The following is a 25,367-nucleotide window of genomic DNA, read 5'->3' on the forward strand; positions in this document are numbered from 1 at the left end:
GTCAGGTATCACCCTGCCCCAGCGGTCCAACGATCTCCGTGAGCGAGACACCGAAGCGGGAATTGTCCTCTTCGACGACGACCACCTCGCCGCGGGCGACGATACGGCCGTTGACGACGACGTCGACGGGCTCACCGACCCGGTGGTCGAGCGGAACCACCGCGCCGCGCCCGAGCTTCATCAGGTTCGCCACCGGGATGGTAGCCGAACCCAGCACCACCTGCATGGTGACGGGAATGCGCAGGATGGCATCGACATTGGCGAACTTGCCGCTCTCCTCCGCCGTGCGCGCGGCGATCTCGGCCAGCCGCTCCAGCGGAGACGTCTCGGTCTCTTCCGATGCAGATGCAGACTCATAGTCGAAGGATTGCGCCATTTGGTATCGCCTCTTGGTATTTCCGCTCCCGGAGCGCCACGGCGTTCCGGTCGTATCTGGTTCGCTGGCCCCGGCTTCAGTGCTTGTTCACGTCGGCGCCGCTCCCGGTCGCTGCGGACGCGAGCCCGCTCCTGGCGTCGAGCGCCGCGATCGCCTCGTGGGCCTGGTCGATCTTCGTGCTCAGCACGTTGGCGAGCCGTCCGAGATTTGCGGTCGAATCATGCGCCGCGGTGATGACCGTGTCGAAGGCGCCCGCCGTCTCGTGGACGATGGTCGAGAATTCGCCCTGGTAACTGCGCAGCCGCGCCAGCTCGCGGTGCATCCGCGTCACCCGCATGCTGGTGAAGGCAAGCGCAATCAGCAGCACCGCATCAACGAGATAGGATATCATCGACGAACTCCCGTTTCTGATCCACGGGATCTGCCACCTGCATGGCGTAATAGCCATCGAGCTGGCCGATCTGACACCAGAACAGCACCTGGTTGTTGCTTTCGAGACGGGCCAGCGTGCGCGGCGTGGCTTCGAGCTCGAGCACCTGCCCGACCTGGAACTTCACGACGTCGCCGAGGGTCACCATCTTCTCATCGAGCACCGCGCTCAACGTCACTTCGGTGCGGTGGACCTCGCTCTCCATCTGCTCGCGCCAGCGCGGATCGGACGCACGGCCGTCGCTGACGACGACATGGGCGAGCTTCTGGCGCAGCGGGTTGAGCGCGGAGTGCGGAATGATGAGGAACATCTGGCCGCCGCGGTAGAGCGCCTGCAGCATGATGTTCGCGCAGATCGACATGTTGCCGCTCCGCCCGATCGCCAGCGAGGCCATCGCGGTCTCGACCCGCTCGACACGGAAGGTGACGTTGGACGTGCCGGCGAAGGCGGATTGCAGCGCCTTGGCGAAGCGCTCGAACAGCGCCTGGACCAGGCGGATCTCGATGTTCGAGAACGAGCGCTCGACGTCGAGCGGCGGTTCGGCACCATCGGAGCCGAACATCGCCTCGACCATCGTGAACACGAAGTCGCGGTCGAGCATGATGATGATGCGGGAGTCCCACTGCTCGGCATAGAGCACGGCGGCGACCGCGTTGGCCTCGTAGTCCTTGATGATGTCGCCGACCCGATCATTGGTGATGCCGTTGACCGAGAAATAGCAGGGCGTTCCCGCCATCGGCTGGAGGCTGTCGGTGCAGGATGCCGCCATGCGATCGAAGATCACATTGAGCATCGGCATGCGTTCGATCGATATGCCGGCCGCGTCCAGCAGGTAGTTCGGCAACTGCTTCCGCTGATCGACCTCGACGTCTTCCATCGTCATGCGCGTGCCGCCTTCGGTTCAGCGTCAGCCACGACAGCCTTCGGACCCGCGATCGTCTCGTTCTCGACGACATCGATCGACGGACGCTCGCTGCTCGAGATCATCTTGCGGCCGTGCTCGACCGCGATCTGCGGCATGGCGCCGTTCATGAATGCCAGCAGCGTCTGCTTGACGATGATGTAGGGCCGGCACTTCTTCTCGCGCGTCATCTTGATCTTGATCGCGAAGGGCGAAATGATGCCGTAGGACAGGAAGATGCCGGCGAAGGTGCCGACCAGGGCGGCGCCGATGAAGCCACCCAGCAACTTCGGCGACTGGTCGAGCGCGCCCATCGCCTTGATGACGCCGAGCACCGCGGCGACGATGCCGAGCGCCGGCAACGCCTCGGAGACCGTCACCAGCGAATGGTAGGGCGCCAGCTTGCCCTTCACGATTGTGTGGATCTCCTCGTCCATCAGCGCTTCGATCTCGTGCGTGCGCGCATTGCCCATGATGATGAGACGGACATAGTCGCAGATGAACTGGAGCAGCGACGGGTCACCGAGCACGCTCGGGAACGCCTTGAAGATCTCGGAGGACGCGGGGTCGTCGATATGCGCCTCGACCTCGTTGCGGCCCTTGCCCCGCAGCTCGCGCATCAGGGCATGCAGCGCCCCGAGCAGGTCGAGATAGTAGCGCTGGCCCGGCACCGCGCCGGTGATGGCCTGCATGCAGGCTACCCCGGTATCCACGACCGTCTTCCACGGATTGGCGACGATGAAGGTGCCGACCGCGGTGCCCATGATGATCACGAACTCCCACGGCTGCATCAGCACGGCCAGATGCCCGCCCATGGCGGCAAATCCGCCAAGCAGCGCCGCCACCGTGATGAAAATCCCCACGAAACTGAGCAACGCGCCACTCCATCGCCGATCCCACCGGGAATATCTAGTCGGCGACGCTTGCGCGAAGCTGGCTTCCCGCTCGCCAGCCCCGCGCAAGCAATTCACGGCAGCTTGGGACGATGTCGCAATGGCGACCAGAGGGGCGCGGGTCATGCTATCCACGATCGCGGACTACACCAGATTGACCAAGGACCTGGGCAAGTCGATGACGCAGGTCGCGACCCAGCCGGATGTCAGCCGCGAGACCGATTACTTCCTCAGCCATATCGGCAACGTGAAGACGATCGACGACTTCCTGAAGGACTACCGCCTCTACACCTATGCCATGAAGGCCTATGGCCTCAGCGACATGACCTACGCCAAGGCGTTCATGCGCAAGGTGCTGACCGAGGGGGTCTCGAACAAGGACGCCTTCGCCAACAAGCTCACCGACGCCCGTTACCGGGAATTCGCCACCGCCTTCAATTTCGCCGCCCTCGGCGACAAGGCGACCCAGACCACCGCAGCCACGACCGGCACGGCCACCCAGTACGTCACGCAGACGATGGAGCAGAAGGCCGGCGACCAGAACGAGGGCCTGCGGCTGGCGCTCTATTTCACCCGCAAGGCGTCCACGATCACGAACGCCTACCAGATCCTCGCCGACAAGGCGCTGACCCAGGTCGTCCAGACCGCCATGGGCTGGTCGTCGACGATCAGCTCGTCCGACATCGATGCCCAGGCCAAGATGATCACGGACAAGATCGACCTCACCGATTTCCAGGACCCGACCAAGGTCACCAAGTTCGTGCAGCGCTTCGCGGCGATGTGGGACGCGACCCAGGCCCAGAGCGACAACTCGACCAACCCCGCGCTGGTCCTGATCGGCGGCGCGGCGACGTCGGCCAGCCTGGATACCGACATGCTCACGAAGCTTCAATCCATCCGGTTCGGGAAGTAAGTCATGCAATCGGCTCTCTATGTGGGATTGTCGGCGCAGGTCGCCCTCGAAAAGCGCCTCCAGACGATCGCCAACAACGTCGCCAACGTCAACACGGCGGCGTTCCGCACCGACGTGGTGAAGTTCGAGACCGTGCTGTCCAAGGCCGGCGCGAACCCGGTCGCGTTCTCCTCGCCCGGCGACAACATCATTTCGCGCGAGACCGGCAACATCACCGAGAGCGGCAATCCGCTCGACGTCGCCGTGGTCGGTCAGGGCTGGCTCGCCTTCGCCGGCCCGAACGGCACGGTCTATACGCGTGACGGCCGGCTCCAGATCGCCGCCAACGGCGACCTTCAGACGGTGGCCGGCTTCCCCGTCATCGATGCCGGCGGCGCGCAGATCACGCTCGACCCGAACGGCGGGCCGGTCTCGATCGCACGCAGCGGCGCGATCACCCAGGACAACAACGAGATCGGCACCATCGGCCTGTTCAACATTCCCACTGATGCCAATCTCGAGCGCTACGGCAATTCGGGCGTGACGCCCGACCGGCCTGCGACCGCCATCGCCGATTTCTCCCGCGACGGCTTCAAGCAAGGCTATGTCGAGGGCTCCGGCGCCAATCCGATGATGGAATTGACGAAGCTGATGGCGGCCTCGCGCGCCTTCGACGGCACCAATTCGATGATCGAGGGCACCGAGAGCTCGCTCCAGAACGCAATCCGGACGCTGGGCGAGCCCGGCAAGTAGAGTGCGCCCCGTGCGCAATGAGGGTGGACGGTTTCTTTGAACGCTCTTCGGCAACTCGAGTGGGCGCTGCTGGAGCTTCAGCAGAGCACTCCCCTGGCAAGCGTCAGCGGCGCGATCTCCGAGATCGCGCCGACGCATTTCCGTGTCTCCGGCCTGTCGCGCTTCGTCAGGCTTGGTGAACTCATCGGCGTCAACTCCGGCGGCAAGCCCCAGATCGGCGAGGTGGTGCGGATCGACAGCGAGGGCATCATCGCCAAGCCGTTCGACCGGCAATTTGCCGGCGGCCTCGGTTCCGTCGCCTACCGCATGCCGCCATTGTCTTTCGCGCCCGATCCGAGCTGGAAGGGCCGCGTCATCAACGCGCTCGGCGCCCCGCTGGACGGACAAGGTCCGCTGACGCCGGGATCGCGCGCCGTCTCGGCGGAGGCCGAGGCGCCCTCGGCCATGAAGCGCGCGCGCGTCCACAAGCCGCTGCGCACCGGCGTGCGCGTCATCGACCTGTTCGCCCCGATCTGCGCCGGCCAGCGCGTCGGCATCTTTGCCGGCTCCGGCGTCGGCAAGTCGACGTTGCTCGCGATGCTTGCCCGCAGCCAGGGCTTCGACACCGTCGTGCTGGCGCTCGTCGGCGAGCGCGGCCGCGAAGTGCGCGAATTCATCGAGGACGTGCTGGGCGCCAATCGCAATCGTGCGGTCACCATCGTATCGACGGGCGACGAGAGCCCGATGATGCGGCGGCTGGCGCCGAAGACGGCCATGGCGGTAGCCGAATATTTCCGCGATCGGGGCGAATCGGTTCTGCTTGTGGTCGATTCGATCACCCGTTTCGCCCACGCCGCCCGCGAGGTCGCGCTCGCCGCCGGCGAGCCCGCGGTCGCGCGCGGCTACGCGCCGACGGTCTTCACGGACCTGCCGCGCCTTCTGGAGCGCGCCGGCCCCGGCGAGGAGGGATCCGGAACGATCACCGGAATTTTCTCCGTGCTGGTCGACGGCGACGATCACAACGAGCCGATCGCCGACACCATTCGCAGCACGCTCGACGGGCACATCGTGCTCTCCAGGCACATCGCCGACCAGGCGCGCTATCCGGCCGTGGACGTTCTGGCCTCGGTCTCCCGCCTCGCCCATAACGTCTGGGACCCCGAAGAGCGCGAATTGGTGAGCAAGCTGCGCACCATGATCGCCAAATACGAGGACACGCGCGATCTTCGCCTGATGGGCGGATACCAGTCGGGACGTGATTCGGGCCTCGACCAGGCGATCGACCTGGTTCCGAGAATCTACAGCGCAATGCGGCAAGACGCATCGGCTCAGCCGAGCGCAGATCCGTTCCGCGAGCTGAGGGACATGCTCAAGGGCGAGTAGCAGGTGAGACGGCGCACGACGCGCCCGCGATCTCGCCCTGCTCATTGTTTCTACAGTCGGTCGCGCATCCAGTCACGCGGCCGGCGCATGCCTCCCGTCACCGCCACCGCGACCCGTCGTGAGCGCATCAACCGTTCGGATGACTCATCGGGCGGCCGCGACGGAAGCGGAGACGGCTCCGCGAGCGGAACAACCGCCGCGTGTAATCCCTACAAGTTCTCTCGGCGATTCTCCGGACGCGTTGCACAAGTTGTGGATGACTCATCAACGCGCATCAGCTTTTGTCATGCACAAGCTTCCATCAACTTGCATCAACGGCGGACAACGACGTGCCCTGCAATTAAACCGTCGTATACTTGCGGGCATGCTGCCCGTAGGACAACGTATTGCGTTCACTACCATGTGTCCCTAAGAGCGAGATTGTCTTGAACGTTACATTCGCCTGCAACGACATCCAGTCTCCGAGAGCGTCTCTACTTGATTTTGTTGAGAAGCTCATTCATCGTTTCGGTGGAATATCAAGAAACGTCTGCTTGTGACTTGAACTCAGGGGCTTCGGTTGAACAATTCCCGTCCATCGTCCGTTCGTGACGGCAACTTGGGCTCCCGTGCGACGACGACGCGATTGGCATGTCATCGGCGACGCGGCCTCTCGCTCCGGACGACGCGACGCACGCTGGTTCGGCTCGGGCGCGTTGCGGTCCGTGCCTTCGAGCAGGAATCGGGCACGACGTACCCATCGGGCATCTCCGGAGGTCTGACCTCTTTCGAATTAATCGCGAACCAGGGCGCAAGGCGGCTTCGGGACGCCGCAGACGAAGTTCCGGGGACGAGGTAAATCCATGCCATTGGCACGAGAAGCCGTCGAGCTGCTGGTCCAGGCGGCGAGGGCTTGGTATTTCGAAGGCAATCAGCATGGATTGCGCGATCGGGAATGGATGGCGCTGCGCTTTCTCGGCCGCGCCAACAGGTTTTCGCGCACACCGTCCGCGCTCGCCGGCTTCATCGGCTCCACCAGGGCGACTGCATCGCAGATCGTGAAGACGCTCGAGAGCAGGTCCTTCCTGGTGCGAAAGCCCTCGCACGAGGACAAGCGTTCCGTGGTGCTCCACGTCACCGCGCAGGGCGAGAAGTGCCTGAGCCAGCACGACCCGATCAACCACGTGGTGAATGCGGTCACGGCGCTCGGAACCGAGGAGTGCATCAGGCTGCGCGACTCGCTGCGGGAGATCCTCAATCACCTCGACGCAGCTCACCAGCGGCTCGATGCCAGCATCTGCCGGGACTGCATGTTTCTCGCCGAACGCAGCCCTGGCATCGGCCCGGCCGCCGCGAAGGGACGCGCAACCGCCGAATTCATGTGCCGGCTGTATCGCGCCCCCGTCTCGCTCGAGGAGACCGAGCTGCTCTGCACCAGTTTCGAGCGCACCCGCGACCGCCCGAAGATCGAGGCGCATCTCGACCGTGCGCGCGTGGCGAGCCAGGGATGAGGCGAAGGCCCGCAGCCTGAGCGCAACTTCCGCACCGATGGCGCGGCCAAAGCTTGCGTAAGATTTCGCGGCGCTCGCAATGACGGCAGTATCAGCTCCGTCATCCCCGCACAACGGCGAGAGATAAGCGCCCGTAGTTTCCACATCGTCATTGCGGGCGCAGCGAAGCAATCCAGAATCCCTCCGCGGAAAGACTCTGGATTGCTTCCGCCTTCGCTAAGGCTTCGGCGGACAAGTCGCTGCGCTCGCAAGGACGGAGCAAGACGAATCGTCGTCATCTTCTGGCTCGCTTCTCGACTCGCAGACACGCCTTCACTTCCCCGCGGCGCATTTCGCCCGAGCTTTGCTTCATCGCTCCACCCTCTTTCAGCCAAGAGGGCGCAGGGAAGGCCGGGTGCCGGCTGGCACCCGCGGTCCGCTGTGCGCGTGTAGCGCATGAAAAGATGCACAGCGGCATACAGGTGCAGCCAAAACACTCGGCCTTCCCTGCGCAGTGGTCTGACGGCTTATGCCGTGATCTCCCGGGAGCCGAGTTCCTTCTGGCCTCCCTCACCCCGCGAATTGACGATGCCGTCCGCCCGGTCGGGCTCGCGTGCACCTCCGCAAAAGGCTTGACCGTAGCAACGACGGCCAGGACCACACGGTTTTGCCGTACGCGCATTCGCCGACCGCCACAGGGCTCTCCCGCGCCGTCGACGTCGCGGGAAAAATGTTGGCGAGACGAGCTTTCAGCGCCGCTCATCCGCACGCGGTTTCGGGCTCACAGGGACTACCCGCCCTGCCCGCACCATGTCGTGCCGACGCTGCCGCGTCCACCGCAACCCGGCTCGCGAAACGTGACGACACAAGATCGCCCCTCAAGGTCAAGCCGGGATGGGCGACATATACGACAAATCCGAATTTCGGTAAAGTGGAATATTTTTGTCGAGGCGGATTGACAGCTTTGCGGGTGTTTTGCCGTCGGGCAAACGAGGCGGTCTCCGCCTCGTCATTGCGAGCGCAGCGACTTGTCCGCCGAAGCTTTAGCGAAGGCGGAAGCAATCCAGGCGCAAAAAAACACCCGGCGGTTTCCCGCCGGGTGTTCGTTCGCGTGGCTCGATAGATCTTACCAGTTGCGCTGAGCGCGGAGGATCATGGCGATCGAGTTCTGATCCTTCAGCTCGTAGGTCGCGGCCGGCTTGGCGGTCACGACGTTCGGGGTGACGCCAACCGTACCGGAGTACTTCTGGTCGAGATGGGTCCAGGAGAGGTCGGCCGAGAACGTCAGGTTCTTGACCGGGGTCCAGCGGGTGACGAGACCGAGCTGGCCAATCGCGAAGTCCGGGTTACACGAGGTGACACCAGCCAGGCCACCGAACACGCCGCCAGCACCACCGGCGCCGCAGAGGGTGGTCTTGGCCAAGGTGCCGAACTGCGCCTGAGCGTAAGCGCCGTAGATCGCGGTGTTCCAGGCCGCATCCCAGTTGTGGGTGTAAGCGCCACGGAAGCCCCAGGTCTTGACGGTTTCCTGCGAGCTGCCGGTCACGAACACCGTGTCGGGAGCGTTGGCGAAGCCGATGCTGCCGTAGGCGCCAGCAACGCCCGAATTACCGTACAGCGCGTAGGAGCTGCCCGACAGATTCTGGAAGTTGTAGCGGGTCGCACCGTCGGTGTAGACGGCCTGGATGTTGATCGTGTCACCCGCGCCGGTCGGGATGTTCTTGATCGAGAGAGCGAGCTGAACCGCCCAGCCCCACTTGTCGTCGGGGTGGCCGGTGGTCTCGTTCGCACCGTAGTAACCGACGTGGTTGTCATGCGCAGCCACCGACGCCTGGAAGAGGCCCCAGGCCTGGTCGACACGCACCTGACCGACGAGGTTCGGCGAACGCGAGCCGCCGATGGCGTTGGTGCCGTACGAACCGCCGATGATGCCGGCCGCGGTCGCGCCGGTCATGTTGAGGTTGCCGGCCTGATAGTACTGGGTCGCATCTTCAGCCGAGAACGACGCCGTCACGCCCTGGCCGAAGTCGGCCGTGTACGTGAACTGGGTCACACCGGTAACGGTGCCGGAGCCACCGACGAGGTTGTCGGTGATGTTGCCGGGATAGTTGGTCCAGGGCGCGTCGAACTGCGACACGGCCTTACCCATCGTGAAGCCGGCGAACTGGATGAAGGCGTAGTACACGCCGAGCGCACCGGCCGAGGTGTTGCCGTCGGTGCCGTTCACCGAGCCGGAGCCGTTCGAACCGACGAGGCCGGTGCCCGCAGCATTGAGACCGAGCGTACCGCTGTACTGGGTGCCGCCCGTTGCCGAACCGGTGGGGGTATAGTTGCCGGTCGTCCAGGTAAAGACGCCGTCGAAGAAGGTACGGACGACGCCGTACTCGGTCGCGGTGCGGGTGTCGATGTTCAGGTCTTCACGAGCGCGGAAGGTGTAGTAGTTCATCAGGCGGTTGCGAGCACCGGCAACGCCGCCCTGGTTCGGATTGAAGTCCGAGTTGGTATTGAGGTTCGCGTCGGCACGCAAATAGCCGCCCAGTTTGATGCAGGTGTCGGTGCCCGGGATGTAGTAGAATCCGGCGCCGTACAGCGAGCAGACCTTCACGTATTCGACCGCTTTGGCCTTCACGGGAAGATCGGCTGCGAACGCACCGGAGACAGCCATCAGGCCGGCAGCCGAGCCGAGAAAGAGCGTCTTCGTCAACTTCATTAGTAAACCTCCAGGTCGGTTCGGGGGCTCGGCTCCTCGCTGGAGGCCGCGTTACCCACATCAATTTCCGTTCAATTCAGATCCGCACTGAAGGTCCGGACTGAAACGACAGCGAGGTGCCCCCCCTCCGTCGTGCTTCACATATAGTTTATAAAAACAATCGTCTCAATTCATTGATTTAGTGAATCGCAAGTTGGAAAGGGGATGTTGCCTGCGAGCAACAGGAGGCGAAAGACGCGACACAAGTAGCTGAAATAAAAGAAAAAGCCCTCAGGGGGCATCCCGAGGGCTTTCTTGGAGGTCTCACATCGCTGGTCGTTGACAGCGGTCAAGAGCAGCAAATTCTGAGTGAGTACGACATAACTTAATCAATTGTTTTTTGCAAGTATTAAGTGCCGACACGATTTCCCCAATGAAGAGTTCCGCGCACGATATGCGAGACGGTTTCCCAATATCCCGCTAAAAGGCTGATCAAAGACAAAAAGAAAAATGACCAAGGGGGAAGCCATATGATCGAGAAGAAGCTCGACCGGGCGATTACAGACTTCATCTGGAACGTCGTTGAAATCCACTCTCAGCTCGAGGACATCCACAGCAGCTGGGCCGGACTGCTGGGCATCACCGAGCCGCAATGGCTGATCCTGATGGCCATCACCGAGCTGGACGAGGGACGAGGCGTCGCCGGAATCGACGTCGCGAACAAGCTGCGCGTCCACCCCGCCTTCGTGACCAACCAGACCAAGAGCCTCGAGAAGCACGGGTTCCTGTCGCGACGGCCAGCGGCCGACGACGCCCGCTTCGTTCTGATGTCGCTGACGGAAAAGGCGACGACGGAAATCGAAAAACTGTCCAAGCGGAAGCTCGCCCTGAATTCGACCATGTTCAACGAGCTCGACGAGAAGACCCTCGCCGATTTGAATGCCGCGCTCGCGACCATTGCCAAGAATGCCCGGCTCGCTGCACGGCTACTGGCTATCGACGTGTCGTGATACGCGGTTCTTCACGACGCAGCCAAGGCGCGACGGCATGGGAAAGAATCCTCGGCGCGCTTCGGGTCGTTGTCTCCGGATGACTGCGCCGCGTTCGTCGCGAGAAGACCGCGGCTCAGTCATGCGGATCACGGGCTAAAGATAGGTGACGGGATCGAGGCGACGGGCAGCTCCAAGCTTGGCGTCGAGCCATTCAAAAATGAAGTCGTCCACCGTGATGAAATTCTCGACCTCGCCCAGAGGATACGGGATGCGGTTCGGCACGACGACCGAGCAGTCGGCTCCGGCCTGGCGATAGCCGGCTTGCAGCTCGAGCGCCTCCTGTTCGCGCACCATCGAGCGGCTCCCGACCACCATGAGAAGCGGACAGGCCATTCGGCGCGGCGACGACAACGGACGCATCGAGGCTCCGCCCTCGACGACCTGCTCGACGCCTGTCATCCAGTGAACCGATGCCCGGTGCGCGACCGACCGCAAAAGACCGCCGTCGCACACGGCGGCGGCTACCCTGCGATCCGAGAGGACAAGGCGGGAGGCATGACTGGCGCCCGCTCCTTCGCCGTAGATCGCTATCCGCTGCGCGTCGACATCCGGGCGGGCCTCCAGATAGTCCAGCCAGAATTGGAGGATATGCTCCTGTTTGAGCGGACGACGAACAGGCGAACTGCCGGGATCGATGAGCAGAAGTGACATGTTCCGGCGAAGCGAGGCGGGCAAGAGCCTGCTCATCATCGAGGCCAGGGTGACGTCCTCGTCGGCGATGCAGATGACCGCGGGCGCGGAAGGCCCGTGACAGAGCGCCGGCAGGAAGAAGCCGGTCAACGCTCCCTGCTCGAAGCCGTCGATCTCGACGTGCTCGATCGCGTGAGCCGCATCGTTCGCGAAGCTTCTCAGGCTGAGACCGACCCTATCGGCGAAGTCGGTACTCGCGAGATCGTCCGGAGAAGACAGGCTTCGCGCGACTTCGAACGCCATCAGCGCGCATATCCACGCTTCGCACGCGACGATCCGGCCGGCACCGTCCGCGCGCGCGGATTCGGCGGAGCTCCGGTAGTCTTCCGCAACCCTCAACCAGTCTGAAAACCAAAGATGCCTGTGCGCCTCGCGCGCAAGCTCCGCGACAGACAGACTTTCGAAAAATTCGGACGCGCGCTTTCGCAAGCGTACGAGGCTTCCACCGGCGCCGTCACAGCGGCCGTGAGGCCAATGATCACCTTCCATTTTTTTCTCCGAACGGCGCCGTCAGCGATTGGCCGGGCTTGCCGGCTGCGCATTCAGCGCAGAGCCGTGCACGCCTGCTCGATGCGATCCCAGGCGTACCTGGTCGCGTCCATCCCGCTTGCGTCTGCTGATGCCGTCCGCCTCGCCGATCTGTCTCGCTGCCGTCTCGACTCCACGCAGGGACAGCACATCGTGCCCCGCGCAGGATCGGAGCGTTGTTGCAGCGAGACCCCATCCGATGTTCGTTTCGTCTTCGCTTCGCGCGGGCGAGGGCACTTGGCCAAACCGTGTGTAGCCCCCATCAGCCGGTCTCAACACAAGTTGCACGCCGGCTCCAACTCAATCGTCACGTCTCAGCTCCGTTGCTGATGTACAGTCATGGCCCCGCGCCACTTTGCCATTTTTGCGGTCCTAGGTTTGTAGTTTTTTGTTGCGATCGACGGCTAAATATTGGCTGCCATTTGATGACAGAAGAGGCAGGGTCTGTGTCGGCTTCCACCGTGAATTCCTGATGACCCATCCGGCGCGCAGCTCATCACGATAGCGATAAAAGATGCGGCGGATTGCCGCTTCATCGATGCCGAATGTCTTACGCCGCGGGACTTCCCGACTGTCGTTCTCGCAGGAAAACTTGCGAGACGAATCCTCGACGTCGCGCATCCGCACACGGCGCGCGAAACGAGACGACGCATGATCGCCCTCCAGGTGAACCGGGATGGTCGAGACATCCGACATTCCGAACTTCAGATAAGCCACTTATTTAAGCAACTCAAGTATCTGCTGACGCCCTCGTGTCCGGGTGCGGATCGTCACGCTTTCGGCGTCGAGCAACACGGCCGGGCCGCCCGCCGAACCTTCCGCGCCTTGTATGCATTATCCCAGTTGCCATCGCCGGCCACTTCGCTTTACATGCCGGCAACCTGCCCTCGGATTGCAGCCGGGGCACAAAAATCACATGACATTTCCAAGGGACGAAACATGGCGCGCAACATATTGATTCTCGGGGCTTCCTACGGCTCCCTGCTGGGCACGAAGCTGCTGATGGCGGGACACAACGTCACCCTGGTCTGCCGCGCCAAGACCGCGGAGCTGATCAACCGTGACGGTACCGAGGTCCGCATCAAGTTGCGCGACGAGGCGGTGCACCGGGCGATCTTCTCGCGCGACCTGCCCGGCAAGCTCGATGCGGAGACGCCGGCCGATGTCGACGTCTCCCGTTACGACATGGTCGGCCTTGCGATGCAGGAGCCGCAATACACCAACCACACGGTGCGCGTGCTCATGGTCAAGATCGCCGCGGCGAAGCTGCCGTGCCTGTCGATCATGAACATGCCGCCGCTGCCCTATCTGAAGCGGATTCCGGCGCTCGCAGGCATGGATCTCGAGGAGGCCTATACCAACGCGCAGGTGTGGGAGCGGTTCGAGCCGGGCCTGGTGACGCTGTGCTCGCCCGACCCGCAGGCCTTTCGTCCGCCGGAGGAAGCCGCGAACGTGCTTCACGTCGGCCTGCCCACCAACTTCAAGGCATCGGTCTTCGCCGACGAGAAGCACAACAAGGTGCTGCGCGAGCTCGAAGCCGACATCGACGCGGTGACGCTCGACGGCCACGACGTGCCGGTGAAGCTGAAAGTGTTCGATTCCCTGTTCGTGCCGCTGGCGAAGTGGTCGATGCTGCTGACCGGCAACTACCGCTGCATCACGCCGCACGAGCCGCAGTCGATCCGCGACGCCGTGCACGGCGATCTCAAGCGCTCGCAGACGATCTACGATCATGTCGACGCGATCGCCCGCCGCCTCGGCGCCGATCCGCAAGACCAGGTGCCGTTCGCGAAATACGCCAAGGCGGCCGAAAGCCTGCTCAAGCCGTCGTCGGCCGCGCGCGCGGTGGCCAGCGGCGCGCCCTTCATCGAGCGCGTCGACCTGCTGGTGAAGCTGATCTCGCATCAGCTCGGCGTGCCCAACCCCGAGATCGACCGCACGGTCGAGACCGTGGACCAGAAGCTGAACGAGAAGATCGTGCAGGGCGGATCGGGCGCGCAGTAGCCGCGCGCCACGTCTGTCGCTATCGCGCGACGCAGGCGCTCACGCGCTCAGGAATGATTGAAGCCAGATCAGGCCGGTCACGGCGACGAGCGTGACCGCGCCGGTGCGCGTGATGATCTCAGGGTAGCCGAGACGACGGGCGCCGCCGCCAAGCGTTGCGCCCAACGCAATCCACGCGGCACCCGCGGTGACGATCTGAAGCGCGATCATTCCGAGCCACGGCAGGAGCTCGAACAGTCCGGCCTGGAGCGGCAGGAGCAGGAAGGCGAACACCATCGCCTTCGGATTCAGCAGCGTGGTGATCAGCACCTGACGGAACGTCACCACAGCGCCGCCGCGCAGCTCGCGCGCGTTGACGCGCCAGAGCATGACGGCAAGGCCCAGGATGTAGACACTGACCGCCACGCGAAGCACGACGGCCGCGAGCGGAATGCCGCTCACGACGGGACCGAGCGCCAGCCGCAGCAGCGCAATCGCCGCGAGATAGCCGAACAGCTCCGCCGCGAGCAGACGGAGCGACCGCGATATCCCGATCCCTGCCCCCGATGTCGCGAGCAAGGTGTTGGTCGGTCCCGGCATGGCGAGGAGAAAACAGGTCGCCGTGAAGAAGGTCAGGAAGTTCATAGCCCAGGCTAACAGCATCGCGCCGGCAAATCTTGATCTGCGTCATGCGGCGGCACCGCCATGTTCGACTTTGGCCGCGTTCGCACGGAACGGTTCCCGGTGTCGCCCGAACTCGATGAGAGCGATCGCGCCGTCCTGATCACGCGATCGTGTCGCTGCCCACGTCTCGTCGTCTTGCCTCGCGCTTAGGCGTGAGCAAGATAGCTTTGTAAGTCACCTTGCCCGGCATTGATTTGCGATGCCTGCGTTTGGGATCCAGACAAGAACACGAGAAGAAGCAATGGATCAGGCGATGCTGAGCGTCGTCCGTGCGGTCGAGGCAGGCGCGACGACCATGAAGGGCGTCATCGACGCGACCGGACTATCCCGTCTCAAGATCGAACGTGCGTTGGCTGCGCTGGAGAAACAAAAGCTCCTGGTGCGCGACGGCCAAGGCTTCAGGGCAACGGGTCTGCCGAGAACGGCGCCCAACCCGCGTCAATGCGGATCGTGCAACGCCTGCTGCGATATCCTCGAAGTCGCTGCGGTCGACAAGCCGGTGAACCAGCTCTGCAGGCATTGGCAGGCGGGCACCGGATGCACCATCTACGCGAGCCGCCCGCAGATGTGCCGGTCGTTCGCCTGCGCCTGGCTGCAAGGCCATCTCGACGATGCATGGTTTCCAGCGAAATCGGGCATCGTGGTGCATTTCAGCCAGGACGCCGTCAACGTCACGGTCGACGACGACTGCCCCGATCGCTGGCGCGAGGAGCCGTATTTCAGCAAGCTCGCCGAATGGTCGATGAACGGCATCAGGCGAATCGGAAACCGCGGCTACGCGACCCTCGTGGTCTCCAGCGAGAACCGATTCCTGCTGCTCGGACGCACCGTCGTTCCCGATCCGACGCCATCAGGCACCGCGTTCCTGCCGCTCACCCCCGACACGTTCCGGTTCTGGCGGGCAACGTCACCGGAACATCTGCAGCGGCTGCACGAGCGCATCGCCGAGATCGAGCGGATCAGGCAGGAATTCGGCTCCTGCGCGATTCCCCCGAACGAGGACGACGATCCCGTCCCGCCCTATCGCCCCGCGCTTCTACGGTTGTCGAATCACGCCTGAACGCCGTCGTGGGCAACAGAGCATGATTCGCGCTGTGGCGCTCGACGCGCCCCGGCCGGGTTGATAAGCCCCTGTCCGCGAATGATGGGGACTTGAGTCGGGACATGACGGTTGCGATCGAGATGGGGCAGACCACGGCGGGCGCCGCGGCGGCCATGGACCTCGAGGAACTGCTGGCGACCCGCCTCCTGGTGCAGGGCAATTCGGGCTCCGGCAAGTCGCATCTGTTGCGGCGGCTGCTGGAGCAGAGCGCACCCTGGGTGCAGCAGGCCATCATCGACCCCGAGGGCGATTTCGTCACGCTGGCCGAGCGCTTCGGCCATCTCGTGATCGAGGCCGAGGATCACACCGAGCGCGGCCTTCAGGTCGCGGGCGAGCGCGCGCGGCTGCATCGCGTCTCCACCGTGCTCAATCTCGAGGGCCTCGATGCCGAGAACCAGATGCGCCGTGCCGCCGCGTTTCTCGGCGGCCTGTTCGACGTCGATCGCGACCATTGGTACCCGATGCTGGTGGTGGTGGACGAGGCGCAACTGTTCGCGCCGGCGGTCGCCGGCGAGGTGTCGGACGAGGCGCGAAAACTGTCGCTCGGTGCCATGACCAATCTGATGTGCCGCGGCCGCAAGCGCGGGCTCGCCGGCATCATCGCGACGCAACGTTTGGCAAAGCTCGCCAAGAACGTCGCGGCGGAAGCCTCCAACTTCCTGATGGGCCGGACCTTCCTCGACATCGACATGGCGCGCGCCGCCGACCTGCTCGGCATGGAGCGGCGGCAGGCGGAAGCCTTTCGCGATCTCGAGCGCGGCCAGTTCATGGCGCTGGGACCTGCGCTGTCGCGGCGTCCGCTACGCCTGAACATCGGCCCGACCGATACCCACGCGCGCAACTCCACGCCGCGGCTGATGCCGATGCCGGACTCCGCACGCGAGGATATGCGCGCCGTGATCCTGGCCGCGCCGCCGCCCGATGCCAGCCGGCCGCAGCGCCGGCCCGCGCCGGATCTGCTCGAACAGCTCCGCGCCGCGAAAGCGGCCGCCACGCCGGAGATCCGGCCTGAAGTGGTCGAGGTTCAGGTCAGCGCGGAGGAGCTCGCGGAGCGGCGCGAACGCGTCGACCGGACCCTGCGTGCCGTCCTCGCCGAGCCCGATGCCGGCTTCCGCGCCGTCGGCGTGCTCTATCAGGAGTTCGTGGTCCGCTGCCGCATCGAGGGCCTCGGCGCGGCCGTGCCTGACCTCAACGAATTCCGCCGCATGCTGACGCGCGCGCGCGCCGGGCTTGGCGCCGAGCATGCCGAGGACGACGACTGGCAGGACGTGTCGCTGCGCGCCTCGATCCTGCCCGACGACATGCAGGGCGTCTTCATGATGATCGCGCGCGCGGCGAAGGAAGGCTGGCCCTGCCCGGGCGATGCCGCGATCGCCCGCGCCTATGGCTCGCATTCGCTGCGCCGCGCGCAGCGCCTGCTCAGCTACATGGAGGAGCAGGGTCTCATCGTCTGCCAGCTCGACGGCGGCGGACGCAGGATCGTGACGCTGGTGGAGCTGGCCTGGGCGACCGCGCCCGGTGATCCCAATGGCGACGATCTGCCGGCGGAGCCGGCACAGAGCGCAGCTTCGGCCTGATCGTTACGCGGCCTCGGCCCCGCCGAGATAGGCGTCGCGGACGCGAGGATCGTCCTTCAGCGCCCGCGCGGGGCCGGAGAGCACGATCTTGCCGGTCTGGAGCACATAGGCCTCGTGCGCGATCTCGAGCGCGAGGCTGGCGTTCTGCTCGACCATGAACACGGACACGCCCTCCTGGTTGATGGTGCGGATCAGCTCCAGCACGCGATCGACATAGAGCGGCGACAGGCCCATGGTCGGCTCGTCCATCACGATCATCCTGGGACGGCTCATCAGCGCGCGCGCCATCGCCACCATCTGCTGCTCGCCGCCGGACAAGGAGCCTGCGCGCTGCGACAGCCGCTGGCCGAGCTTCGGAAACAGCGTCAGCATCTTGTCGAGATCCTGCGCCACCGCATCGCGGTCGTTGCGCACGAAGGCGCCCATCAGGATGTTCTCGCGGACGGTCATGTCCGCGAACAGCCGCCGCGCCTCCGGCACCGAGGCGATGCCGCGGCGGACGATCTGCGGCGTGGAGAGGCCAATCAGCGAGGCGCCGTCGAACGTCACGTCGCCGGACCGCGGCTTGACGAGGCCGAGGATGATCTTCATCGTCGTAGACTTGCCGCTGGCATTGCCGCCGAGCAGGCAGACGATGTGGCCGCGCGCGACCGTGATCGACAGGTCGAAATGCACCTGGGCCTGGCCGTAGAAGGTGTTGACATCAGACAGCGCGAGCAGCGGCCCGGAAGAGGAATTCGTCATGCCGCGCTCTCCTGCTCCGCCGCCCCCGACAGGCCGTGACCGAGATAGGCCTCGATCACCTTGGGATCGCCACGCACCTGTTCGCCCGGTCCCTCCGCGATCTTCTTGCCCTCGTCCATGACGATGACGCGGTCGGAGAGGCGCATCACCATCTCGAGCTTGTGCTCGATCAACAGGATGGTCAGCCCCTCCGCCTTCAACTCGGCGACGAGGCCCTGCATTTCGGCAGTCTCGGTCGGGTTCATGCCGGCAGTCGGCTCGTCGAGCAGCAGCAGGCGCGGCTTAAGAGCGAGCGCACGAGCGATCTCGACGCGGCGGCGGTTGGCGTAGGAGAGGCTGTAGGCCGGCTGGTCGATCCGCGGCAGCAGCCGCTCGCCAAAGCGGGCGAGGATGGCTTTCACCTCCTCGCGCAGCCGCTCTTCCTCGGCCTTGACACTGGCGGGACGCAGCAGCGCCAGCCCCAATTCCAGCAGCGGGCCGATCACCGGCACCGTCGGCTTCACCGCGCGCAGCCGCGTGTGCGCGCCGATCAGGACGTTGTCCATGACGCTGAGATTGCCGAAGACGCGGCCGAGCTGGAAGGTGCGCGCGATGCCTTCGGCCGCCAGCCGTTCCGGCGAGAGGCCGGTGATGTCCTGGCCTTCGAAGTGGACTTGACCTGCGTCGGGCCTGTCGAGCCCGGTCACGAGGTTGAACAGCGTCGTCTTGCCGGCGCCGTTCGGGCCGATGATGCTGACGAGCTCGCCCCTGGCGAGGTCGAGATCGATCTCGTCGACCGCGGTGAGGCCGCCGAAGCGCCGCGTCAGCCCGCGCAGCGACAGCATGGATGTGTGCTGCTCTGCCATCACATCGTTCCCAACAGGCCCTGCGGCCTGAACCGCACCAGTAGCAGCAGCACGATGCCGTAGATCAGGATGCGGTACTCCGCCGCGATCCGGAACAATTCTGGCAGACCGACCAGCGCCACCGATCCGACGATGGCGCCGACGACATTGCCGAGGCCGCCGAGGATCACGACCGTCAGCGCCAGGATGGACTGCTGCGTGTTGAAGGTCTCGTGGTTGATGTAGGAATAGAGATGCGCGGCGATGCCGCCGCTGACACCCGCCGCAAACCCGCCGAAGATGAAGGCCAGCGATTTGTAGCGGTTCAGGCTGAGGCCGTAGGCGCGCGCGGCGATGTCGTCGTCGCGGATGGCGCGAAAGCTGCGGCCGAGATGCGAGCCGAGCAGGCGCGCCTGGAGCAGCGCCAGAACGACCATGACCGCAAGGCTGAACCAGTAGACCGACGACGGGCTGACGAGGTCGTAGCCGAACAGCGACAGCGGCGGAATGCCGGAGATGCCGATCGGCCCGCGCGTGACGCTCTCCCAGTTCAAGATCACCAGCGACACGATCTCGCCGATGGCGAGCGTCGCGATCGAGACGTAGTGCCCGCGCAGGCGGAACGACGGCGAGATCAGAGCGGTGCCGAGCGCAGCGCTCATCAGGCCGCCACCGATGATGGCGAGGCCGACGGGAACGGCGAAGGTCAGCGACAGCAGCGCCGACGTGTAGGCGCCGATCGCGAGCAGCGCCGCATGTCCAAGCGAGACCTGCCCGATCGTGCCTGCAACGAGCGTGAGGCTGAGCGCGAGCATGCCGAGCAGCCAGGCGTTGATCAGGGTCTGGAGCACGTAGAAGGACACCGGGAACAGCGGCAGGATCGCAAAGGCAGCGGCCGCCACCAGCAGCGCCCAGCGCGGAATGCGCACCGGCCGGCTCGGCGCGATGAAAGTCCCGGTGAGCGGCTCGGGCGGCGCCTGCCGCGCGCTGGCGAACAGGCCGTTCGGCCGCAACACCAGCACGACAACCAGCAGCAGGAACGCGAACAGATTGCGGTAGCTGGTGCCGAACACGGCTACGCCGTAGCTTTCGACCAGTCCCAGCAACAGGCTCCCGATCACCGCGCCCGGCACGTTGCCGGCGCCGCCGACGACTTCGGCGACGACGCCCTTGAGTGTCGCCTGAAGGCTCATCGCGGTGTCGATCTGGTTGTAATACATGCCGACCAGCATGCCGGAGACGCCGCCGAGCGCCGCGGCGATGCCGAACACCGCCTGATTGACGCGGTTGACATCGACGCCCATCTGCATCGCGGCATCGCGGTCCTGCGCGGTGGCGCGCACCGCCCAGCCGAGCTTGCTGTAGCGCAGGAACACGAACAGCAGCAGCGCGCTGGTGATGCCGACGCCGGCGATGAGCAGATCGAGCGGGCCGATCGTGCCGCCGCCGATCTGGAAGCGGACGTCCGGCAACTGGCTCGGCAGCGCACGCGGGTTCGGCGAGAACGTCAGCATCACCAGCTGGTCGAGCACGAAGCTGATGCCGATGGTCGCGAGCAGCGGCGCGATGCGCACCGAGTTCTGGAGCGGCCGCAGGCCGAACCGCTCGATGATCAGCCCGACCAGCGCTGCGGCCACCGCGACCACGATGATGGTGAGCGGCAGCGGCGTATGCAGCTGCACCACCGCGACCCAGCCGATATAGGCACCGACCAGATAGATCGAGCCTTGCGCAAAGTTGATCAGCCGGCTGACGCCGAAGATCAGCGCGAGCCCGACCGCAACAAGGGCGTAGACATTGCCGACGATCAGCCCGTTGATCGTGTAGTCGAGCCAGGAAGACAAACGTTGGTCCCCGCGTAGGAAGGAAGGCAGCCGGAGCGGCGCGCTCCGGCCGTCAGGTCAGGTCGGCTTGCCGTCCCAGAGCGCGAACTGGCCCTTGCGCACGACCAGTTCTGCGTTCATGGCGCCCTTGACCCGGCGGCTCTCGACGTCGAACGTCGCCGAGCCGAAAATGACGCTCGACACATCCTTCACCTTGGCGAAGGCGTCGCGGATGGCGCGGCGATCGGTGCCGCCGATCCTCACGACCGCGGCCGCCATGTTCATCGCGTCGTAGGCATAGGCGTTGAAGGCGTCGGGCTCCTGCCCGTTGTACTTGGCCTTGAAGCCCGTGATGAATTTCTTCACCTCGGGCCTGGGATCCTCGGGGAAATAACGCGTGCCGAGATGGACGTCCTCGACCGCCTCGCCGCCGAGCTCCAGAAATTTCGGCGAGTATACCGAGCTTGCCGCGCAGATGGTCTGCTTCAGCCCGACCTGGCGGGCCTGGCGCGCGATCAGCGCACCGTCGGAATAGTAGGAGATCAGGATCAGCCCGTCCGGACTGGCGTCGCGCACGCGCACCAGGGTGGAGCGGAAGTCGCGCTCCTCCGCGATGTAGCCCTCGGTCACCGCGATCTCGGCGCCGTATTCCTTCGCCGCCTTGACGAAATAGTCGCGGCTGGTGCGGCCCCAATCGGTGTTGAGGTGGAGTATCGCGAGCTTCTTGAGACCGAGGCGCTTGACGGCATAGGCCGCCAGCAGCGGCTGCTCGTCGGCCTGGCTCACCGACGTGCTCCACATGAAGTCGCCACCCTTGGTGAAATCGGGGTGCGAATTGGTGAAACCGAACTGCACGAGGCCGCCGCGCTGATAGATCGGGGATGCCGCCATCGAGGCCGGGCTGGAGAAATCGCCGAGCTCCATGACGATCCGGGGATCGGACACGAACTTCTGGGCGATCGCCACCGACTGGCGCGGGTCGCTCTGGCTGTCCTCGAAGCTGTAGGCGAGCTTGTGGCCGTTGATGCCGCCGGCGGCCTGGATCTCGTCGAGTGCGAGATCGAAGCCCTGCTTCCACTGCGTGCCATATTGCGCGTTCGGCCCGGTCAGGGGGCCGCTGACGCCGAGCAGGATCGGCTCGGACGACTGCGCAAACGCGCTGCGCGAGAAGGCCGCTCCCGCCATCATGGCGGCGAGCGAGCCCTTGACCAGGGTACGGCGATCGATGTTGCTCATCTACGGCTCCATCCACTCAATGTTGAAACAAGCAGCAATTTCCATGCCGGTGAGATTGCCTATTTCGAGGGCTCACCGAGCGACAGCATCAGCCGGTTCGCCCAGTTGAAGAACGAGGCGCCGTTGATGACGTCGACGATCTCGGCATCGTCGAGACCGGCGCGGCGCAGCTCCTCGACATTGTCGGGCCCGAACGCGATCGGCGTCGCGGCCAGCGCCACCGAGGCCTTGACCACGGCATTCCAGCGCTCGCCGAGATCGGCCTCGACGCCTTCGTCGAGCAGCCGCTGCACGTCGTCGCGGCGCTTGGAATAGGTGCTGGCAAATCGCGCATGCACGGAGGCGCAATAGATGCAGCCGTTGTAGCGCGAGGTCGCGGCGGCTGCGAGCTCGCGCTCGGCGCGCGGCAGGCCATCGGCGACGTTGTAGAAGATGTCCTTGTCGGTCTTGGTGCGGGCTTCCAGCACCTCGGGATCGCGCACCAAGAGGCGGAAATATTCCGACTTGGCGCGGGCGCGATCGACCAGACCGGCGAAGTGCCGCTCGGTCAACTCGGCCTCGGGCAGCGGGTCGATCCACGACACCCAGCCGAGTTCGTCCTGGGTGAAGACGACGGGCGGATTGACGGTGTTTGCAGCGCTCATGATTGCGGTCACCTTACGCGCCAGCCGCGGCGTTTGCAGTGCGCCCAAGCGAGGCGCCGAGCACGCGCAGGCCCGTGACGACGCGCACCTGGAACGACAGGAACGCAACGAGCTGGGAGAAGGTGACGATGCCGGTATTCGACCAGCCGGCGGCCAGCAGCGCCTTCATGTCGGCGGACGCGGCATCGCGCGGCCGGAACACCAGCAGATGCGCATGCTCAAGCGCCGCAACGAGCCGAGGACCGAGGTCGGGTTTGCGCTCTGCGCTGACGCGATAGATCAAACCGGCCGTGTTCTCCACCGACAGCGGTCCAGCCGGGAAAGCGCCGTACGGGCCCGAGGTCGCGCCGCGCGCTATTTCGACCTCGATCGCTTCGACCAGGCGCGCTCCTTCGGCGGTCGCCGCGAGCTTTGCCCGGTAAAACGCGGCGACAACGGGCTCGCGGTGAAGACCGATCACGAAGAACGCGACCGCGGCGCGCTCAGAAAGCGAAAAATCGCCGGCGTCGATCGGCTCGAACAGCGACAGATAGCTCTTCTGCGCATTCTCGCGCGCCTGCACGCGCTTCGCGCGGATGCCGTCCAGGGCGGACCCCGGTTCGATCCCGGCGAGCGTGTCGATGATATCCTTCGTCGCCATCATTCAGCCTCGTACAACGCGATCATGTTCATTCCGACTATTGCTTGAGCGCGATCTTTTCGGAAAACCACCTGCGCACCTTGCGCGAACGCAGCCCTTCGGGTCCGGATCATGCTTTAGCCCGCCAGCGCCACGTCTTGCGCCGCCGTCCGGGTCCAGCCCAGCGCCGGCGCCACCTTGTCCGCGACCAGCTCGATCGAGCGCAGGACATAGGGGTGCGGTGCATCGACCGAATGCACCTGGAAGACTAGGTCGGTCACCCGCTCCAGCGTCGCGTCGCCACGCAGCGAGGCGATGACCTCGTCGGCGGCGCCGACATGGGTGTCGAACGCGGTGATCATCTCCGCCAGCGTCTCGCCCGGCGGAAGGTGACCGCCCTTCATGAATTGCGGCAGCGCGCGCCGCAATCCAATGTCGGCAAGGCGCATCGCCTCACGATGGTCGTCGGCGACGAAGACGCTGCGCGAAGCCATGATGCGCGGCTCGCGTCCCGGCGGCAGCGCTTCGAGATAGGCGTCGATGATCGGGTTCTGGATCTCGGCCAGCGTTGCGCGCGGCGCCTCCTTGGCCCGCGGCTGGGTGCGCGAGAGCAGGAGGCCATCGCCCGCCTTGCCGGCGCGGGCGCCGCCGGCGACCGAGAATGTCGCCTGCCAGATCCGGCCGTCCAGTTGCGGCCGCTGCGGATAGAGCGTGTCGCCGCCGGTGAGCGGCTTGCCGGCGAGCGCAGTGCGGACGACCTCGAGATTGCGCGCAAAGATCTCGTTGCGCTGGGCGCTGTCGAGACCGAAGGCGGCAAAGGCCGACGGATTGCCGCCGGTGCCGACGCCGAGCTCGAACCGGCCGTCGCAGAGAAGGTCGAGCACCGCGGCGTCCTCCGCCACCCTCACCGCATTCTCCAGCGGCAAGGTGACGATGCCGGTGCCGAGGCGGATGCGCGAGGTCTGCGCGGCGACATAACCCAGGAAGGTGAAGGGCGACGGCAGGCCGCCCTCGCGCTCGTGAAAATGGTGCTGCGCGATCCACGCGGAATCGAGGCCGGCCTTCTCGGCGCGCACGATCTGCTCGGCCGCAAAGCGATAGCGGTCCGCCGGCGGCGCCTCGTCGAGAAGCCGCGTGAAGAAGCCCAGTCTTTTCAGATTTGCGAACCGTTTCATGCCAACCGCGCCCAACGTTGCAACAGCCCGCATGATGTCCGCTGCCGCAGCGCGAGGCAAGCAGCCGCCGCGCAGGGCTGCCACCCCGGAGCCATCCATTCCTGCCGAAGATACGACGCCGGCTGCCTACCAGCTGGGCAGCACCGCCCCCTTGAACTTGGTCAGGACGAAGTCCTTCACCTCAGGCGTATGGTAGCTGTCCACGAGCACCTTGACCCAGGGCTTGTCCTTGTCGGCGGTGCGAACCGCGATCAGGTTGACATAGGGTCCCTTCGGGTCCTCGCGCAGGATCGGATCCTTGACCGGATCGAGGCCCGCCTGGGTTGCATAGTTGGTGTTGATCGCGGCTGCGTCGACGTCGTCGAGCGCGCGCGGCACCTGCGCGGCGTCGACCTCGATGAACTTCAGCTTCTTGGGATTCTCGGTGATGTCGAGCACCGTGGGCTTGAACCCCGTGCCATCCTTCAGCTTGATCACGCCCTTGTCGCGCAGCAGCAGCAGCACGCGGCCGCCATTGGTCGGATCGTTCGGGATCGAGACCTTGCCGCCCTCCGGGATATCGGCGAAGGCCTTGTGCTTCTTCGAATAGACGCCGATCGGGAAGTTCACGGTCAGGCCGACGGCCTCGATCTTGTAGCCGCGATCGGCTTTCTGGTTGTCCAGATACGGCTGGTTCTGGAACGAATTGGCCTGGATCTCGCCAGCGTCGAGCGCAGCGTTCGGCACCACATAATCGGAGAACTCGAGCAGCTGGATATCGAGCCCCTGCCTGGCGGCGATCGGCTTCACCGCCTCGAGGATCTGCGCATGCGGCCCCGGCGTCACGCCGATCTTGATGGTCTCGGCTGTTGCTGTGGCCGACCAGGCGGCGAGCACGGTCGAGAGGATCAGAGGGAGGCGAAACGACATCTTGGTCTCCGT

General features: G+C 65.0%; 24 protein-coding genes. 8 read left to right on the top strand and 16 right to left on the bottom strand.

Annotated features, from left to right (window positions below; all coding sequences use genetic code 11):
- Position 1: 1 nt before the first annotated feature.
- The 4 genes from fliN to motA form a co-directional block, all read right to left on the bottom strand.
- The gene (fliN, locus tag WN73_RS03800; protein WP_011089617.1) at positions 2-376 is read right to left on the bottom strand and encodes a flagellar motor switch protein FliN; all 375 of its coding nucleotides are present in this window, start codon (positions 374-376) and stop codon (positions 2-4) included.
- A gap of 76 nt (positions 377-452) precedes the next feature.
- On the bottom strand, positions 453-767 hold the full coding sequence (locus tag WN73_RS03805) for a hypothetical protein (RefSeq protein ID WP_011089618.1): 315 nt from the start codon (positions 765-767) through the stop codon (positions 453-455).
- Entirely contained in the window at positions 748-1,689 is a 942-nt protein-coding gene (locus WN73_RS03810; RefSeq protein ID WP_011089619.1) for a flagellar motor switch protein FliM, read from the bottom strand. The genes WN73_RS03805 and WN73_RS03810 overlap by 20 nt, the downstream gene beginning before the upstream one ends.
- Complete coding sequence (motA, locus tag WN73_RS03815; RefSeq protein ID WP_028175216.1) at positions 1,686-2,582, bottom strand: flagellar motor stator protein MotA; 897 nt, start codon at positions 2,580-2,582, stop codon at positions 1,686-1,688. Before motA ends, WN73_RS03810 begins: the two co-directional genes overlap by 4 nt.
- 142 nt (positions 2,583-2,724) lie before the next feature.
- Here motA and WN73_RS03820 point away from each other — a divergent pair, with 142 nt between their 5' ends.
- The 4 genes from WN73_RS03820 to WN73_RS03835 all read left to right on the top strand — a co-directional run bounded on the left by WN73_RS03820 (position 2,725) and on the right by WN73_RS03835 (position 7,097).
- Positions 2,725-3,513 carry a DUF1217 domain-containing protein gene (locus WN73_RS03820; protein ID WP_028175215.1) on the top strand — a complete coding sequence of 263 codons (789 nt, stop codon included), beginning with the start codon at positions 2,725-2,727 and terminating at the stop codon, positions 3,511-3,513.
- A gap of 3 nt (positions 3,514-3,516) precedes the next feature.
- The gene (flgF, locus tag WN73_RS03825; protein ID WP_011089622.1) at positions 3,517-4,245 is read left to right on the top strand and encodes a flagellar basal-body rod protein FlgF; all 729 of its coding nucleotides are present in this window, start codon (positions 3,517-3,519) and stop codon (positions 4,243-4,245) included.
- A 36-nt stretch (positions 4,246-4,281) separates the two neighbouring features.
- The gene (gene fliI / locus WN73_RS03830) at positions 4,282-5,607 is read left to right on the top strand and encodes a flagellar protein export ATPase FliI (RefSeq protein WP_011089623.1); all 1,326 of its coding nucleotides are present in this window, start codon (positions 4,282-4,284) and stop codon (positions 5,605-5,607) included.
- A gap of 842 nt (positions 5,608-6,449) precedes the next feature.
- Positions 6,450-7,097, top strand: coding sequence for a MarR family winged helix-turn-helix transcriptional regulator (locus WN73_RS03835; RefSeq protein WP_161533552.1), 648 nt, complete (start codon positions 6,450-6,452; stop codon positions 7,095-7,097).
- Positions 7,098-8,202: 1,105 nt separating this feature from the next.
- Here the strand turns inward: WN73_RS03835 and WN73_RS03840 are convergent.
- Entirely contained in the window at positions 8,203-9,786 is a 1,584-nt protein-coding gene (locus WN73_RS03840) for a porin (protein WP_161533551.1), read from the bottom strand.
- 509 nt (positions 9,787-10,295) lie between these two features.
- Here WN73_RS03840 and WN73_RS03845 point away from each other — a divergent pair.
- Positions 10,296-10,775, top strand: a complete 480-nt coding sequence (locus tag WN73_RS03845) for a MarR family winged helix-turn-helix transcriptional regulator (RefSeq protein WP_011089627.1) — start codon at positions 10,296-10,298, stop codon at positions 10,773-10,775.
- A 135-nt stretch (positions 10,776-10,910) separates the two neighbouring features.
- Here the strand turns inward: WN73_RS03845 and WN73_RS03850 are convergent, their stop codons facing one another.
- Entirely contained in the window at positions 10,911-11,996 is a 1,086-nt protein-coding gene (locus WN73_RS03850) for an alpha/beta hydrolase family protein (RefSeq protein WP_271551535.1), read from the bottom strand.
- A 411-nt stretch (positions 11,997-12,407) separates the two neighbouring features.
- Positions 12,408-12,731, bottom strand: coding sequence for a hypothetical protein (locus tag WN73_RS03855; protein WP_271551537.1), 324 nt, complete (start codon positions 12,729-12,731; stop codon positions 12,408-12,410).
- Positions 12,732-12,974: 243 nt separating this feature from the next.
- Between WN73_RS03855 and WN73_RS03860 the strand changes: the two genes are divergently transcribed.
- A complete protein-coding gene (locus tag WN73_RS03860; protein ID WP_271551538.1) occupies positions 12,975-14,039 on the top strand; it encodes a ketopantoate reductase family protein in 1,065 nt (354 codons plus the stop codon).
- A 39-nt stretch (positions 14,040-14,078) separates the two neighbouring features.
- Here the strand turns inward: WN73_RS03860 and WN73_RS03865 are convergent, their stop codons facing one another.
- The gene (locus tag WN73_RS03865) at positions 14,079-14,681 is read right to left on the bottom strand and encodes a LysE family translocator (protein ID WP_271551540.1); all 603 of its coding nucleotides are present in this window, start codon (positions 14,679-14,681) and stop codon (positions 14,079-14,081) included.
- Between the two features lie 262 nt (positions 14,682-14,943).
- On the opposite strand from WN73_RS03865, the gene WN73_RS03870 reads away from it, so the two are divergent.
- Together WN73_RS03870 and WN73_RS03875 are read left to right on the top strand one after the other, a co-directional pair.
- Positions 14,944-15,762, top strand: a complete 819-nt coding sequence (locus WN73_RS03870; RefSeq protein WP_038965652.1) for a YkgJ family cysteine cluster protein — start codon at positions 14,944-14,946, stop codon at positions 15,760-15,762.
- 104 nt (positions 15,763-15,866) lie between these two features.
- A complete protein-coding gene (locus WN73_RS03875) occupies positions 15,867-17,381 on the top strand; it encodes an ATP-binding protein (protein ID WP_060908746.1) in 1,515 nt (504 codons plus the stop codon).
- Positions 17,382-17,384: 3 nt separating this feature from the next.
- Here WN73_RS03875 and WN73_RS03880 read toward each other — a convergent pair whose 3' ends face one another.
- The 8 genes from WN73_RS03880 to WN73_RS03915 all read right to left on the bottom strand — a co-directional run bounded on the left by WN73_RS03880 (position 17,385) and on the right by WN73_RS03915 (position 25,355).
- Entirely contained in the window at positions 17,385-18,125 is a 741-nt protein-coding gene (locus tag WN73_RS03880) for an ABC transporter ATP-binding protein (protein ID WP_011089634.1), read from the bottom strand.
- The gene (locus tag WN73_RS03885; RefSeq protein ID WP_271551546.1) at positions 18,122-18,970 is read right to left on the bottom strand and encodes an ABC transporter ATP-binding protein; all 849 of its coding nucleotides are present in this window, start codon (positions 18,968-18,970) and stop codon (positions 18,122-18,124) included. The genes WN73_RS03880 and WN73_RS03885 overlap by 4 nt, the downstream gene beginning before the upstream one ends.
- Complete coding sequence (locus tag WN73_RS03890) at positions 18,970-20,793, bottom strand: ABC transporter permease (protein WP_060908748.1); 1,824 nt, start codon at positions 20,791-20,793, stop codon at positions 18,970-18,972. Before WN73_RS03890 ends, WN73_RS03885 begins: the two co-directional genes overlap by 1 nt.
- Positions 20,794-20,850: 57 nt before the next feature.
- The gene (locus WN73_RS03895) at positions 20,851-22,008 is read right to left on the bottom strand and encodes an ABC transporter substrate-binding protein (protein ID WP_011089637.1); all 1,158 of its coding nucleotides are present in this window, start codon (positions 22,006-22,008) and stop codon (positions 20,851-20,853) included.
- Positions 22,009-22,067: 59 nt separating this feature from the next.
- The gene (locus WN73_RS03900; protein WP_011089638.1) at positions 22,068-22,652 is read right to left on the bottom strand and encodes an alkylhydroperoxidase domain protein; all 585 of its coding nucleotides are present in this window, start codon (positions 22,650-22,652) and stop codon (positions 22,068-22,070) included.
- A gap of 13 nt (positions 22,653-22,665) precedes the next feature.
- Entirely contained in the window at positions 22,666-23,292 is a 627-nt protein-coding gene (locus WN73_RS03905) for a CMD domain protein (RefSeq protein ID WP_038965667.1), read from the bottom strand.
- 116 nt (positions 23,293-23,408) lie between these two features.
- Positions 23,409-24,446, bottom strand: coding sequence for a putative FMN-dependent luciferase-like monooxygenase (locus tag WN73_RS03910; RefSeq protein WP_028174224.1), 1,038 nt, complete (start codon positions 24,444-24,446; stop codon positions 23,409-23,411).
- A 126-nt stretch (positions 24,447-24,572) separates the two neighbouring features.
- Positions 24,573-25,355, bottom strand: coding sequence for a MetQ/NlpA family ABC transporter substrate-binding protein (locus tag WN73_RS03915; RefSeq protein WP_271551550.1), 783 nt, complete (start codon positions 25,353-25,355; stop codon positions 24,573-24,575).
- Positions 25,356-25,367 lie beyond the last annotated feature (12 nt).

The sequence above is a fragment of the Bradyrhizobium sp. CCBAU 45394 genome, assembly GCF_028128655.1.
GTDB lineage: Bacteria > Pseudomonadota > Alphaproteobacteria > Rhizobiales > Xanthobacteraceae > Bradyrhizobium > Bradyrhizobium diazoefficiens.